Below are 14,406 nucleotides of genomic sequence, written 5' to 3' on the forward strand. Positions count from 1 at the left end.
AAAAAAAGCCAGCGACATGCGCTGGCAAAATGGGAACTTGCATTCAATGGTTTATCCGAAGAAACAGATTACCCCTCCATATTTTCGAGCTCTCTGCCCTTCGTCTCGTGTATGAAACGAATAACAAATATGACTGAAAGCAATGCGAAAAATGTATACAGCCCGTATGCGCCTGCCAGGCCGGTCCCTGCCAACAATACTGGAAAGGAAATAGTAATCATAAAGTTACACGTCCATTGCACAAGACCGCTGACAGCCAGGCCGGAACCTCGTATCTGATTCGGAAACATTTCACCCAGCATAACCCACATAACCGGTCCCCAGGACATATTAAAGAAGAAGACATACAGGTTCGCAGAAACCAGGGCTAATGTACCCCACTCTCCCAGTATGAGTTTGCCGCCGGCCCCCTGAGAGGCATTCATAAAAGCGACTACCAGCACACCGAGAGTCAGAGTCATGCCTATCGATCCCCACTTCAGCAAGGGTTTACGTCCAATTTTATCAATGACGAGGAGGGTCAACACACAAGCTGAAATACTGATAGCTCCGCTTAGAACGTTGATAAGTAACGCGTCAGACTCAGAAAAGCCAACGGCCTGCCATAGCACTGCTCCGTAGTAAAAAACTACGTTAATACCCACAAGTTGCTGGAATGCAGCCAGACCCAGACCCACCCACACAACCGGGCGCACTCTGCCGGCTGTTTTATCAAACAGATCCTTTAGTCGTGGACGATGGTCGTGAGAAAGTGATTTTTTTATTTCAATGAACTTTTCTTGTGCAGCATCTTCGCCAAGCAGCTTCCTGAGCACTTTTCGGGCGCGTTCTGGCTGATTACCCGAAACGAGAAACCTTGGACTCTCAGGAATAAACCATAGCATCACGAAAAACAAAGTAGCCGGAATCAGCTCTATCCAGAACATCCAACGCCATGCTTCAAAATTTAACCACAATTTATTTGTCGAGCCTGCCGCTTCGCCGGCAAGAATGTAGTTACTTAAAAATGCTGAGAACAAACCACTCAGAATAGCAATTTGCTGAATACTCGTCAGCATTCCCCGGTACCGGGCAGGAGAGACCTCCGAGATATAAGCTGGTGCCATTACAGAAGCAGCCCCGACAGCAAGGCCGCCTGCTACACGATAAATTACAAACTCAAAAGAGGATGTAGCAACACCTGAGCCCCAGGCACTCACAATGAACAATACCGAAGAGACAATCAGTAAAGTTCTGCGGCCATATTTGTCAGCAAAACGACCAGCAAAGAAAGCGCCGGCTGCGCATCCTAGTAACATGCTGGATACATTAAACCCGGTTCCGGCGCTTTGTGAGTTAAATGCCTTTTGCAGCCCGTCAACTGTGCCATTAATGACACCACTGTCAAATCCGAAGAGAAAACCACCGATGGTTGCAACAATACTAATAAACACAACAAAACTAATATTGTCTTCCGTGGCTTTATCCATACTTGCCGTCTGAGCAGTTGATTCCAACATCACTTCTGCCCTAAGTAAGGATCAATGGTTACGATAGAGCCGTCCGGATTATAGGTAAGCTCTGTCATTTTCACACTTCGCAGGTGAGTTTGACCATCTGATAATGAGCTATCGTGATAGAACAGGTACCACTTTCCTTTGAACTCAGCGATTGAATGATGATTGGTCCATCCTATAACTGGCTGCAGAATCACCCCCTGATAAGTAAACGGGCCATACGGATTGTCACCCGTCGCATAAACAATTTTATGTGTATCACCTGTAGAGTAAGAGAGATAATATTTACCCTTATATTTGTGCATCCAGGCTGCTTCAAAGAAACGGCGATCGTTATCTCCTTGCAAAATTGGGTTACCTTCTTTATCCAGCAACTCAATTTCTTTAGGTGTTTCTGCGTAGGACAGCATATCAGCGGCCATTTTCGCAATACGAGGTTTTACCGCTGGTGCATTATCTGCGGGATAGACATCTTCAGCATTATAGGAACCACCTTCATAGCGTTGTAGTTGTCCTCCCCATATGCCTCCGAAGTACATGTAATAAGCCCCGTCATCGTCTTTAAATACGGCAGGGTCCATGCTGTAGCTTCCCTCAATGGGTTCAGCCTCTGGCACGAAGGGGCCTTCAGGTTTGTCACTTGTGGCAGCACCGATATGAAAAACATCGTTTTTGTCTTTCAGGGGAAAGTAGAGGTAATAAGTCCCGTCCTTATAAGCTGCATCCGGAGCCCACAACTGTCGGCCGGCCCAGGGAATATCCTTCACAGATAAAGCCACACCGTGATCTGTCACTTCACCGCCGACCTCATCCATACTGAGTATATGATAATCACGCATGTCAAAATGATCGCCATTGTCATTTTGGGGAATCCCTGATTCCACATCGTGTGACGGGTAAATGTACAGGCGTCCGTTGAAAACATGTGCAGAAGGATCTGCGGTATAAATATGTTCAACAAGAGGATCGCTTAATCCACTTTTTACTGAGTTTTTATCTCCGGAATGTTTTTGAACCGGAATATCTTTGTCTTCAACATCTTGTTGTTGTGGCTGACACGCTGTCAGAACGAGTGCAGACAGGATCGCTGAAAAGGTTAAAGAGAGTTTAGGTTGAAACGTCATATTACGCTCCCTGTTATTGATGAAAAATGCATAGCCCGATAATGCAGGGAGAGTAAATTAACGGCAATATCAACGGCTGCGAAAACGATAAAAAGACAACGAGGTAATGAATAACATAAACTTCACAACACTATTTTTCCTATCACAGCCATCACCACTATAAATTATCTATTTGAACCAAATGGTTGCAAGAACAGAATTTTGTAAGAACGCGTTATCCAGAAGGTGATGTTACCTTAATGTTAAACTCACTTAATTTACCTTAGCGGGATTTCAAAATCTGGCGCTACAATGACATAAGCCCCTCAATGCAGATTCTGAAATAATTGCTTTTTCTTTTATTTGTATTTAAAGGGATAATGACGTTCGCGATGTTCGTCTGAAGTTTGGACGTGTTACCCGCCATCACTAAAGGAAAGGAAGAGGTGCAATAATGTCTGATACTGAGTCCCTGTTAGATTCCCTCAATACGCTTGTCTGTAAAGCGAACAAGGACGGGTATTACACCTATGTGAATAACTATTGGGTCGTCAGTTTAGGCTGGAGCCTCGATGCACTGAAGAGTCAGCCCTTTTTATCTTACGTTCACCCTGAAGATCGGGATGTCACCAGCGCCACGTTGGCTGCACTTTTCAATAGTAAATGCACGGTTGAGGGATTTCGGAACCGTTACAAAACTATCTCAGGGGAGTATGTCTGGCTTGAGTGGTTTGCAAAAACCGCCTCAGATTCCGAAATAGTTGCATCAGCGACTATTATCACCGCGAAGGTGGCATTAGAAGAAGCAGACAGAAAACAAAAAGCATTGTTGCAACAAGCAGAATTGATTGCTTCCTTAGGACACTGGAGTGTTGACGTTGTAAATGAAAAGGTATTTTGGTCCGATGAGATATACCGCATTCACGGCGTGAGCAAAAGTGATTATGAACCAACGCTGCAATCTGCCATCGATTTTTACCATCCGGACGATATTTCTATTGTTCAGAATTACATTAATGAGGCAATCAAAAAAGGAGAAGGTTGGGAAGTAAAGTTAAGAATTGTCCGTCCGTCCGGTGAAGTACGACATGTGCATAGTAAGGGAATGGTAGAACATGACGCGACAGGAAGTATTAGTACTATTTTCGGTACATTTCAGGATGTAACTGAACGGGTTAAAAAATCTCTGGAGCTGGAAGCAGCAAAAAGTAAGGCCGAAGTTGCGAATATTGCCAAAAGTCGCTTTCTAGCCACAATGAGCCATGAAATTCGTACGCCTATGAATGGTATTTTGGGCACCCTTCAGTTACTTGATGACGAATTGACTAAGTCTTCTGACAGAAAACTCTTAAGCAATGCGCTTACTTCGTCTTACTACCTGCTTAAGATAGTTAATGACATCCTGGATTTCTCAAAAATTGAGGCAGAGATGTTATCCCTTGAAAAAATAGCATTTTCTATCAGACAACTGTTAAACGAGGTCGCCTCCAATTTTGTTCCCCGTGCAAAGGCAAAGAACATTGTATTCCGAAGCTCTCTGCAAAAGAATCTACACGATGTTTGGTTGGGAGACCCGGTAAGAGTAAAGCAAATTATCACGAACCTCATTTCTAACGCAGTAAAGTTCACAGATACCGGTAGCGTCACAGTTGCAATGTACTCTGAGCAAACCACGGCCTCGTCGGCGTTGACGATTCAGGTTATCGACACAGGTATTGGTATGGAACAAAAAGTAATAGACGGATTATTTGAGAGGTTTACACAAGCAGATACATCAACCACCCGCAAATATGGCGGTACCGGCTTGGGAATGGCCATAACAAAAAGCCTGGTAGAACTGATGAATGGCACACTGACGGTGACCAGTCAGAAGGATAAAGGGACTACCTTTTCCGTTACTTTACCTCTGGGAAAAGGCGAAAAGGCAGAGCCAATAAAAATATCAAACGCCAGAGCCCCTGATCTCACCGGTAAAAAAATTCTCGTTGCCGAAGATAATGATATTAATCAGGTTATCATTACATCAATGCTGGAGAAAACCAATGCCGAAGTCAGGGTAGCGGAGAATGGACATGAGGCCGTTGAATTAACTCAAATATTTAAACCTGATTTAATTTTGATGGACATTCAGATGCCTCAATTAGACGGCCTTGAAGCCTGTAAACAGATTCGCCGCGATAACAGCACAATTCCCATACTCGCACTTACTGCTAACGTGATGCCAGAGGACATCAAAACATACCTTGACGGAGGTTTTAATGAACATCTCGCTAAACCCGTTGAGGCCGGTAAGCTATACAGTAGACTGGACTTATATTTGCGGAAGAAAACCGCTGATTACCGGCTACGCTAAATTATTCACCACTCCCATCAACCGGCAAATCGTCAGCTCTGCAGGTCAACCTGGTTAGTAAATGCCAAAGCCAGCGCCTCTGCCACGCGGATGCCGTCAATGCCCGCAGACCAGATCCCGCCGGCATAGCCTGCGCCCTCTCCTGCCGGGTACAAACCTTTCACGTTCACGCTCTGGTAATCTTTGCCGCGCTTAATACAAACCGGTGACGAGGTACGGGTTTCCACACCAGTCAGCGTCCCGTCAGCTTTGGCAAAGCCTTTGATTTGGCGGTCAAACGCAGGAATGGCTTCGCGGATAGCGTCAGTGACATAGTCCGGTACCACTTTGCTTAAATCTGTCAATGTAACGCCCGGCGTATAGGACGGTGTGACGTCTCCCAATTCTGCGCTTGGCTTACCGGCAAGAAAGTCACCGATAAGCTGGCCCGGTGCATGGTAGTTTTCGCCACCGGCTTTAAAGGCCATTTCTTCCAGCCTGCGCTGCAATTCAATACCCGCCAGCGGGTGACCGGGATAATCTTCTTCCGGCGTGATGCCTACCACAATGGCACTGTTCGCATTGCGTTCATGGCGCGAGTACTGGCTCATGCCGTTGGTGACCACACGACCCGGCTCAGAGGCCGCCGCGACCACGGTACCGCCCGGACACATACAGAAACTGTACACCGTACGGCCATTTTTACAATGATGCACCAGTTTGTAATCGGCGGCACCCAGGATGGGGTTTCCGGCGTTATCACCGAAACGGCATTTATCAATCATGCTCTGTTCGTGTTCAATGCGAAAACCGATAGAGAAAGGTTTTGCTTCAATATATACGCCCTGGTCGTACAGGTTCTGGAAGGTGTCGCGGGCACTGTGACCTAATGCCAGGATCACCTGCTTACAGGCCAGATAGCCGCCGTCAGACAAATGCAGGCCTTTCACCGCATATTCGCCGCCTTTTTCATCCATATCGAGCTTTTCTACCCGTGTGGAGAAACGGATTTCACCGCCAAGGTCGATAATTTGCTGACGCATTTTCTCAACCATGCTCACCAGCTTGAACGTACCGATGTGGGGCTTACTCACATAAAGAATTTCTTCCGGCGCACCGGCTTCCACAAACTCATGAAGCACTTTACGTCCGTAGTGTTTGCGGTCTTTTACCTGACTGTACAGCTTGCCGTCTGAGAATGTGCCGGCACCGCCTTCCCCGAACTGCACATTGGATTCGGGATTTAAGGGCTGTTTGCGCCAGAAACCGAAAGTGTCTTTGGTACGTTCCCGCACCGCCTTACCGCGCTCAAGCACAATGGGTTTAAAGCCCATCTGGGCGAGGATTAACGCGGCGAAAATACCGCATGGGCCGAGACCCACCACCACCGGGCGGTTATTCAGATTTTCCGGTGCCTGCGCAACAAACTTATACGACATATCCGGCGTAACTCTGACCTGCTGATCAGAGGCAAATTTTTCCAGTAATTTTTCCTCGTTGTTTACCGATACATCCACCGTGTAAATCAGCTGAATGTCTTTATTGTTGCGGGCGTCATAACCGCGCTTAAACACACTGGTTTCAAGCAAATCACTGGCAGCAATACCAAGCTTACTTATGATGGCCTGCGGCAATGCATCGTCGTTATGATCAAGGGGAAGTTTTATATCGGTTAAACGCAACATGAGGGATTTCCTGGTTCGCCGGACAGCCTGTCTGTCAGAGCCAGCATAGTGTAATGCAGATATTGACGATCCGGTAGACATTCACCGGCATTTGTCTTTTGATCCCTCTGCTTTACACTTATAATCCGCCCACATTTTCAGACATGCGGATAAACCATGACATTTGTAGTAACCGACAACTGCGTGAAGTGCAAATACACCGACTGCGTCGCCGTGTGTCCGGTGGATGCATTTTTTGAAGGTCCGAACTTTCTGGCTATCGATCCGGCTATTTGTATTGATTGTGCTTTATGTGTGCCGGAATGCCCTGCCGAAGCGATTATTCAGGATACCCATTTGACGGAAGAGCAAAAGCCCTGGCAGGAAATCAATGCGGAACTGAGTCAGCAATGGCCGAATATTACAGAGGTAATTGCGCCGCCGGAGGATGCCGACAGCTGGAACGGTGTGCCGGACAAACTGCCGCTGCTGGAACGCTGAGCAGCGACAAACAGCCTTAGCATGCAGTATGCGCCGCCGCTGGCGCTGGCGCTGGCGCATACAAGCCGGTTCAGCCCTTGAATCCGGTAGCAACCAGATACACTTCCCGGGAACGCGGACGGGACGCCGCAGGTTTTCTTACCACCACTTTTGAAAATGACGTTCGTACATCTTTCACGTACTCATCGTAGCCTACGCCCTGAAACACTTTAGCACAGAAGCTGCCACCCGGTTGTAATACGTTTCTGGCCATGTCCAGTGCCAGCTCAACCAGATACATAGACGCATACTGATCGGTGGTATTCACACCACTCATGTTCGGCGCCATATCAGACACCACCACATCCACGCTGTCATCCCCGAGGGTATTCAGGATCTGGTTATAAACTGCTTCATCAGTGAAATCGCCCTGAATAAAATCCACGCCGATAATACTGTCCATGGGCAGAATATCTGACGCAATCACCCGCCCGTTGTCACCAACGATGGGCGCCACAATTTGCGACCAGCCACCGGGTGCAGAACCCAGATCCATGACCACGCTGCCGGGACGGAACAATTTGTCTTTTTCATTGATTTCGAGAAGCTTGTAACTTGCCCGTGAACGGTAACCGTCAGCCTGCGCTTTTTTAACGTAGGGATCGTTAACGTGTTCTTCCATCCATTTTTTGCTGGTTTTTGAGCGGGCCATAGTCAGTTCTGCAGTAGCTAAAGGGAAAACGGCGTTCATTGTAATCACGCACAGCAGTTTTGCAAATGCAGCGAACCAACAAACTTCACAGCCTGCCTGACTTCCCTGCGGTTACAGGCTACAATGCGCAGCTTATTACCGCTTTTTGCAACACTGTTTCCGGAACTTACCTGCACATGAAATTAGACGACGTAAAAAAACTGCACCAGAAGAAATACCGTTCGCAGTTTGGCTTTTATCTTGTTGAAGGTGAGCATTTAATTCAGGAACTGCAACGCTCGCCATTGATGGCGCAAACTGTCACGTTGTACGCAACAGAAAGCTGGCTTTCCCGTGGCATTGAGCTGGACACACGTTTTGATGTGGTTACCCTCACCGACCGGCAAATGGCTTCACTCAGCGATACCAAAACTCCGCAGGGCGTGATTGCCAGAGTGCCGCTGGCAGCCCATGCTGTGGCACCTGAGAATAAGACCGCCGGTGAGCGGAGTATTTATTTATATGAAATTCAGGATCCCGGAAACCTGGGCACCATTTTACGTTCTCTGGCCTGGTTCGGAGGCTTCCGGTTATTACTGAGCCCCAACAGCGTTGACCCGTTTAATTCTAAAGCAGTACGTGCGAGTATGGGTGCGATTTTTCATCTGCCGGTGGAAACCGACGTTACACTGGATAATTGTCAGCAACGCTTTACCCGCTTTGCCTGCCTCGATCTTAAAGGTAAAGCCATCAGCGACCCGCAGTTCAACGATTTTACCTGCTATCTGTTTGGCAACGAAGCCCGCGGTATACCGGAAGACGCACTGGCCCGGGCCGGCGCTGAGGCCTTCACCATTCCCGGCAACGGCCAGATTGAATCACTGAATCTGGCCAGTGCGGTAGGCATGTGCGTGTATCAGCTGTCGCTGAGCAACAGCTTATAACCACAGGGCATGCCTGAGTACTGATTTCTACTTCAGCGCGCCCAGATGCGTGGCCCAGTTCACCTTGTCATTATGTGAATGGGTAAAGCCGATTTGGCGTTCAAATTCCACACAGGCTTTGCTTCTGAAAGCCGTAATGTAGGTGCGCCGCCAGCTGGTTTCCGAGCGGTTCCCACCAGAGCCGTGCAGGATGAGCTCATTGTGCACAGTAATGTCGCCCTTGTTGAGCGGCAATTCCACCAGCGTTTCCCCGTCCAGCAGTGCTACACCCAGAATGTGCGAACTTTCCCTGTCTTTACCGTGCACCGGTTTATGCACCCGCAATCCCTGCTGATGTGAACCCGGGATCACATACAAGCAGCCGTTTTCAGAATTTGCATCATCAACGGCCAGTGAGCAGGTCGCTGTAATGGTGTCCGGTGTACCGGTGGGCCAGTAACCGAGATCCTGATGCAGAGTAAATTTGGCATCGGGACGGGCGGGTCGTTTTGCCAGAAACTGATCGTAATCCAGCGTGGCATCGTCGCCAATTAACTGCTTTGCGATGGAAGCGCTGAGCTTCTCGTAAATATTCCCCTGCAATGCAGGTTCATATTTTGTTGGCAGCATGGCATTCACCAGCGCGAAATCTTCAAATTTACGATCGTAAGGACCGCTCATATCGCAGAAGTCACGTCCCATATCCGGCACGCTTCCACTAATAAAGTGGTCAAATTCCTGTTCGATGTCATTCAGTTCTTCGCCGGTAAGTACATTGCGCAGAGTGATGTAACCGTGCTCCTGATAAAGCGCCTTTTGTTCCGGTGACACAATATAGTCGTCGCCCTGACGGCCATAGTCCGTTTGATTCATGGTGATTGTCCTGATGATTAACAGAAACACCAATTTACAAACATGCTACAAAACTAAATACAAGGATTTTACCTTTTGCATAGCAGTTTTTTGCACTCAATTTTATTGCAAATGGGCCCGGTAGGCGGCGGGCGTCATGCCCTTGATGTCTTTAAACTGACTGATGAAATGAGATGTGTGCTGATAACCGCAATTCAGGGCGATGGTGGTAACGGGCAGCGATGATCCCGCCAGCATTTTGCAGGCTTCGTTAATTCTGATGAGTTTCACCATGGCAGAGAACGTGCGGCCGGTGGCGGACTTATAAAAACGACTGAACGCGGTGGGTGTCATACCCGACAAGGCAGCCACTTCGCTTTGTGACAGCGACGAAGCAAAATGGGTTTTGATATACTGATGAACTTTGTTCAGTGTATTTACCGACGCCTGACTCACTGTGTTGTACTGGAAAAAATCGGCTGTCACCAGGGTGCGGGCTTTCAGGCCACTCAGTGACGACAGTAACGTTAGCAACCGGGTGTATCTGGCCAATCCGGTTTCAGTTGCCAATCCGTTGAGTTGCGAAAATATCTCAGCCGGCACGCCGGTAAACTGCAAGCCGAATGCAGACTGACGAAGCATGCCGGCGATATCCTGAAACTCTGCCATATCTTCCATGCCTGCAGGCAGCAAACTGATGTCAAACTGAATGGTGAACCATTCGGCGGCGTCTGTTTGCGCGTTTTCCTGACTCTCACCGTGTTGAGCATGGCTGACTGTATTATTCTGCCAGCAATGGGGTAAATCAGGCCCGCACAACACTAAATCGTTCGGCTGATAATATTCCACGCTGTCACCCACGTAACGCAGACCGGCACTGTTGATGATCCAGGTTAATTCGTACTGGGGATGAAAATGCAGCTGGTGATCGTCCCGGAAATTGGTTGCTCGCCGCCTCATCAGCTGAAATGAGCTGCCAGTGTTGTAACTGACCAGTTCGAGTTGTGGCTGTTGCATAACGCTGCAGTTACTCCGGATAAATCTCAATAATGCCGTTTTTACCAACGCCAATGCAGCCTTTTCCGGTCTGGCAGGCAAGGCTCCAGATGTTACTGAGACTGATGATCTCCCAGTTACCTGCCCCGGAGTTCAGCATAGCCACACCTTCAGGGTTGCTGATCCAGTAACTGTGATCTTCACCAGCGGGTAATAATGCCGAGCCATACACAGCGCCATGTAAGGGTAACCCGGGCAATGCTGTCCATCGTTCCGCGTTGAGGTCGTAAATCATGGCCGTGGCAGATGACGCGGCGTCCATAAGGCTGCCACCGGCGGCGTACACGTGTTGTCCGGTCAGTTGCAAAGAAAATATGCCGGATGCATCCCCGCCTTTGAACGGACTCCCGATACTCTGCCAGTTGCCATCTCTTAGCAGCAAAATGCGGGGCGCTGCACTGTTTCCGGTGCCAGCAACGATAGTACTACCTTGCCCGTTTATACATGTGCCGCTTGAGGCAAAGCCGCCCTCCCCTTTCTCTGCAGTAAACGGCATTGGTGTTCGCTGCCACGTCGTGCCACCGTCTGTGGTGTTTAGTATAAACAACCCTTTTTCATCAGAATCGCCGTACAACCAGCCGTGTTGACTGCCGGCCATATAAAAACAGTCAAAAAATGCTTCCGGGGTATCGCCCTCAGCGACCTGCTGCCAGCCAGGTTCAGAAGAACCAGCGGTAGAAATGGTGTCAGAGAGAAAAACGCCGGAGTCTGCACCTTCACCGGCACTCATCACCAGTAACCGGCCATCCGGTAATGACTGGTTGTCACGGAATTGCCGGTTATCCGTCCCGGCCGGCGGAGTAATTTTCTGCCAGTGAGCGCCGTTATCCTCTGACACGTAAATACCGCCCTGTGTACCCGTTGCCACAACGCGGCTGCCATGCCAGCTTACGGCCTGAAAAGACACATTTTCGTCAAACTGATGCCTGACGACCCCGGCATCCACCCGCAATGAGCTTAAGCAAAGGAGTAAAGCGGTCAGCAGGGAGGGTTTCATTGTCAGACATTCCTTTTTAAGACGTTTTCTAAGAGTGTCATCTTCACACAAAACCTGTGAAACCAACAACTGCCTGATAATTTATGGCAGTGACTCCGGACTATGAATTAAATACATTGACCTGCGACTACCGGCGGGACGGTTTCACACGTACAATCAATCACTACCAGACAGATTAACCACACCGGTCAGATCAAACACATCAGATAGTCACCGGCATTAAACAGGAGCCCTATGAACCTGTCGCAGATTGAAGCTTTCTGTGCCATCGCCGAAACAGGCTCGGTATCGGAAGCTGCCCGTCAGCTGGAATGTAACCGCAGCAAACTGAGCATGGCCATTAAAGTGCTGGAAAGTGAGCTGGGTGTGGATTTATTTGTACGTACAGGCAATAAAATTGAGCTGTCGGAAGTGGGTAAAGCCATTTATAAAGACTGCGAAAGTATGCTCATCACCGCCACCCGTATTCGCGGCACTTGCGCGCAGGTAACCGGTGAATTTGCCGCTGAAGTATGGATTGCACCGGACGATTCATTACCAGACCCTGTCTGGCAGGGCTTTATCCACTCGCTGAATAAACTGTTTCCGAATACGTCCTTCAACCTCGTGCTGGCGTCCAGCGGTGACCTTGCCAATCTGGTTGCTACCCAGCAGGTGGATTATGCTTTTGGCGTAGATTACGAGCGTTTCGATGATGCCAGAATAAGCTATAAGCCGCTGGGCAAAATTCGTATGATGTCGGTGTGCAGTGCTTCCCACCCTCTGACCCGCCTGAAACGGGTAACCGATGAAGATCTCCGCAATGCTATGCAGGCGGCGATGGTGTATCTGAACGAGCAGAATAACTCCAGTCTTGAACCCTTCTCCCGCCACTACATCGGGTTCTCCAGTTTTGAATTTATGCTGAATACCATTCTGACTGAAAGTGCCTGGGGTGTGCTGCCTGAACCACTCATCCGCCATCATTTGCGTGAGCAGCGCCTGTCGGTTATCCGCCATACCTATGGCCTTACTCAGGAAGATTATTGCATGGTCAGCCTCAACGGCAGTGCTGAAAACCCGGCCATGGCCTGGCTTGCCGATAAGCTGAGTGACTACCTTTTTGACTTCTGATGTAAAAGTACGCGGCTGCTGTCAAAATTATTGACAGCAAGTTTAATCTTTATCTCATTGTTTTAAATAGACATTGTCAAAAACACCTCTGTCACCCCACCATCACACGACCAAATCGTCATTGTAAATTACCGCCACCGGGCGAAAATTAGCGCAGATTTTTCAGAGGTTATCTTTCCCATGTGTGCCCTTACCCGTAATAACGAAAAGCAAACACTGACACTTTCAGCCCTTTTTGCCGGCCTTTTTGCCGTTGCTGGCCTGATGGTCGGACTGTTTGTTGACTCAATGGTTATTGTTTTCGACGGCGTGTATTCACTGGTAAGCCTGCTGTTAACTTTATTGTCGCTGGCAGCTTCCCGGTTCATTATGCGCCCGTCCTGTGACCGCTTCACCTTTGGCCGTGCCATTTTTGAACCGGCCGTCATAGCTGTAAAAGGTGCGGTGATCCTGCTGGTTGTCGGTTATTCCCTATACTCCGCCATTGTTTCACTGCTGACAGGGGGCCATGAAGTCGATGCGTCAGTCGCTACCGTATTCGGTGTGGTTAACGTGATTGGTTGTGCTTTTGTGTGGTGGTACGTGGCTGCGAAGAACAAACGTGTGTCATCCGGCCTGATTGAAGCTGAAGCCAGTCAGTGGCAGATGGACACATTATTGAGTGTAGCGGTGACAGCAGGATTTGTGATTGCCTGGTTGTTATCACTCAGTCCCCTTGCCTCTTTCGCGGTGTATGCGGACCCGGTGATGATGTTAGCGATATCAGCGTTCTTCATCAAAGTGCCTTTTACGATGCTGATGTCAGCAATGCGTGAGCTGTTCTTAATGGCGCCTGCAGAAGAGCTTCGTCAAACCATTGATGAAAGCGTGGCCGCTGCGGTTGAAGAATCAGATCAGGAAATTGAATTATCCGGTGTAGCAAAAGTCGGTCGCGAGTTGTGGGTAGATGTCGATTTTTATCCTGATAACAGTGATGTTATCCGCGTAAAAGATATCGAGCAAACCCGCGAAACCATCCGCGAAAAGCTGTCTGACTTGCCCCTTAAACTGCAAATCACAGTGAATATCGCCGGCTAAGTTGCCGGCGGTTGTCTGACTGACTGAGCCATGCCGGAGATGGCTCAATCCCGCCAGCTTGTTTACCTGCCAGCATTTTAACAAGCTGGCAGCGTTACATTTACAACTCCCGTTAATCTTTTCCTCCTGCGATAAAGTAACCCTCAAAATCCTCAGGTTATCTCACATCTGCTTGTCAGCCAGTACAGCAATGCGTAGGATTTGCGGCGCTTTTTTTAGTGGTAACCTACTCAACATGTTAAATTTTCAGCAATTTCGCGAACAATTTATCCGGCAAAAGCTTCCCGCTTTACTGCTGCTGGTGTTCTGCGCATTTCTGATTGAAAACAAACAGGTTTACCTCACCACCGTCACGACATCCCATGTGGATGCCTCTATGTGTACGCTGGGTTTTGAAGTCGATAATACAGATGAAGAGCAACCGGACCCGTCTCCGCCGGTCACAGAAGTTCTCACTGTTTCTGCCTGCGCTCCGGCGCTTGTCTCCGTCAGGCCCTCTCACTTCACCACCCCGTCCACCTACCGCTACAAGTTACCTCCGCCCCGGGCGCCGCCCTACGCGTAATCATTCCGGAATTGTGCCTGCGCACTGCTCCGGGGACACTTCAACAATATTTTTCTC

General features: G+C 48.7%; 13 protein-coding genes. 6 read left to right on the forward strand and 7 right to left on the reverse strand.

Annotated elements, in window-relative coordinates; translation table 11 throughout:
• Positions 1–68 precede the first annotated feature (68 nt).
• Positions 69–1,499 (reverse strand): sugar porter family MFS transporter, encoded by a 1,431-nt coding sequence (locus DS731_RS16465; RefSeq protein ID WP_119502357.1) that lies wholly within the window; start codon positions 1,497–1,499, stop codon positions 69–71.
• Complete coding sequence (locus DS731_RS16470; RefSeq protein ID WP_232373569.1) at positions 1,499–2,518, reverse strand: glycoside hydrolase family 43 protein; 1,020 nt, start codon at positions 2,516–2,518, stop codon at positions 1,499–1,501. The genes DS731_RS16465 and DS731_RS16470 overlap by 1 nt, the downstream gene beginning before the upstream one ends.
• Before the next feature lie 535 nt (positions 2,519–3,053).
• On the opposite strand from DS731_RS16470, the gene DS731_RS16475 reads away from it, so the two are divergent.
• Entirely contained in the window at positions 3,054–4,952 is a 1,899-nt protein-coding gene (locus tag DS731_RS16475) for a PAS domain-containing hybrid sensor histidine kinase/response regulator (RefSeq protein WP_119502359.1), read from the forward strand.
• A gap of 32 nt (positions 4,953–4,984) precedes the next feature.
• Here the strand turns inward: DS731_RS16475 and DS731_RS16480 are convergent, their stop codons facing one another.
• A complete protein-coding gene (locus DS731_RS16480; protein ID WP_119502360.1) occupies positions 4,985–6,616 on the reverse strand; it encodes an NAD(P)/FAD-dependent oxidoreductase in 1,632 nt (543 codons plus the stop codon).
• Positions 6,617–6,772: 156 nt separating this feature from the next.
• Between DS731_RS16480 and fdxA the strand changes: the two genes are divergently transcribed.
• Positions 6,773–7,096, forward strand: coding sequence for a ferredoxin FdxA (gene fdxA / locus DS731_RS16485; protein ID WP_119502361.1), 324 nt, complete (start codon positions 6,773–6,775; stop codon positions 7,094–7,096).
• Between the two features lie 70 nt (positions 7,097–7,166).
• On the opposite strand, the gene rlmE is transcribed toward fdxA, so the two are convergent.
• Positions 7,167–7,787 (reverse strand): 23S rRNA (uridine(2552)-2'-O)-methyltransferase RlmE, encoded by a 621-nt coding sequence (gene rlmE / locus DS731_RS16490; protein ID WP_119503462.1) that lies wholly within the window; start codon positions 7,785–7,787, stop codon positions 7,167–7,169.
• Positions 7,788–7,963: 176 nt separating this feature from the next.
• Here rlmE and DS731_RS16495 point away from each other — a divergent pair, with 176 nt between their 5' ends.
• A complete protein-coding gene (locus DS731_RS16495; RefSeq protein WP_119503463.1) occupies positions 7,964–8,710 on the forward strand; it encodes a TrmH family RNA methyltransferase in 747 nt (248 codons plus the stop codon).
• A 27-nt stretch (positions 8,711–8,737) separates the two neighbouring features.
• Here DS731_RS16495 and DS731_RS16500 read toward each other — a convergent pair whose 3' ends face one another.
• From DS731_RS16500 to DS731_RS16510, 3 genes are all read right to left on the reverse strand, one after another.
• Positions 8,738–9,562, reverse strand: a complete 825-nt coding sequence (locus DS731_RS16500) for a phytanoyl-CoA dioxygenase family protein (RefSeq protein WP_119502362.1) — start codon at positions 9,560–9,562, stop codon at positions 8,738–8,740.
• A gap of 102 nt (positions 9,563–9,664) precedes the next feature.
• On the reverse strand, positions 9,665–10,558 hold the full coding sequence (locus tag DS731_RS16505) for an AraC family transcriptional regulator (protein WP_119502363.1): 894 nt from the start codon (positions 10,556–10,558) through the stop codon (positions 9,665–9,667).
• A 10-nt stretch (positions 10,559–10,568) separates the two neighbouring features.
• On the reverse strand, positions 10,569–11,594 hold the full coding sequence (locus DS731_RS16510) for a hypothetical protein (RefSeq protein ID WP_119502364.1): 1,026 nt from the start codon (positions 11,592–11,594) through the stop codon (positions 10,569–10,571).
• Positions 11,595–11,828: 234 nt separating this feature from the next.
• Here DS731_RS16510 and DS731_RS16515 point away from each other — a divergent pair, with 234 nt between their 5' ends.
• The 3 genes from DS731_RS16515 (at position 11,829) to DS731_RS16525 (ending at position 14,349) form a co-directional block, all read left to right on the forward strand.
• Entirely contained in the window at positions 11,829–12,707 is an 879-nt protein-coding gene (locus DS731_RS16515) for a LysR family transcriptional regulator (RefSeq protein WP_119502365.1), read from the forward strand.
• A gap of 180 nt (positions 12,708–12,887) precedes the next feature.
• Complete coding sequence (locus tag DS731_RS16520) at positions 12,888–13,784, forward strand: cation diffusion facilitator family transporter (protein ID WP_119502366.1); 897 nt, start codon at positions 12,888–12,890, stop codon at positions 13,782–13,784.
• Positions 13,785–14,019: 235 nt separating this feature from the next.
• Complete coding sequence (locus DS731_RS16525) at positions 14,020–14,349, forward strand: hypothetical protein (protein ID WP_119502367.1); 330 nt, start codon at positions 14,020–14,022, stop codon at positions 14,347–14,349.
• Positions 14,350–14,406: the final 57 nt, after the last annotated feature.

Source organism: Alteromonas sp. RKMC-009 (assembly GCF_003584565.2).
Classification (GTDB): domain Bacteria; phylum Pseudomonadota; class Gammaproteobacteria; order Enterobacterales; family Alteromonadaceae; genus Alteromonas.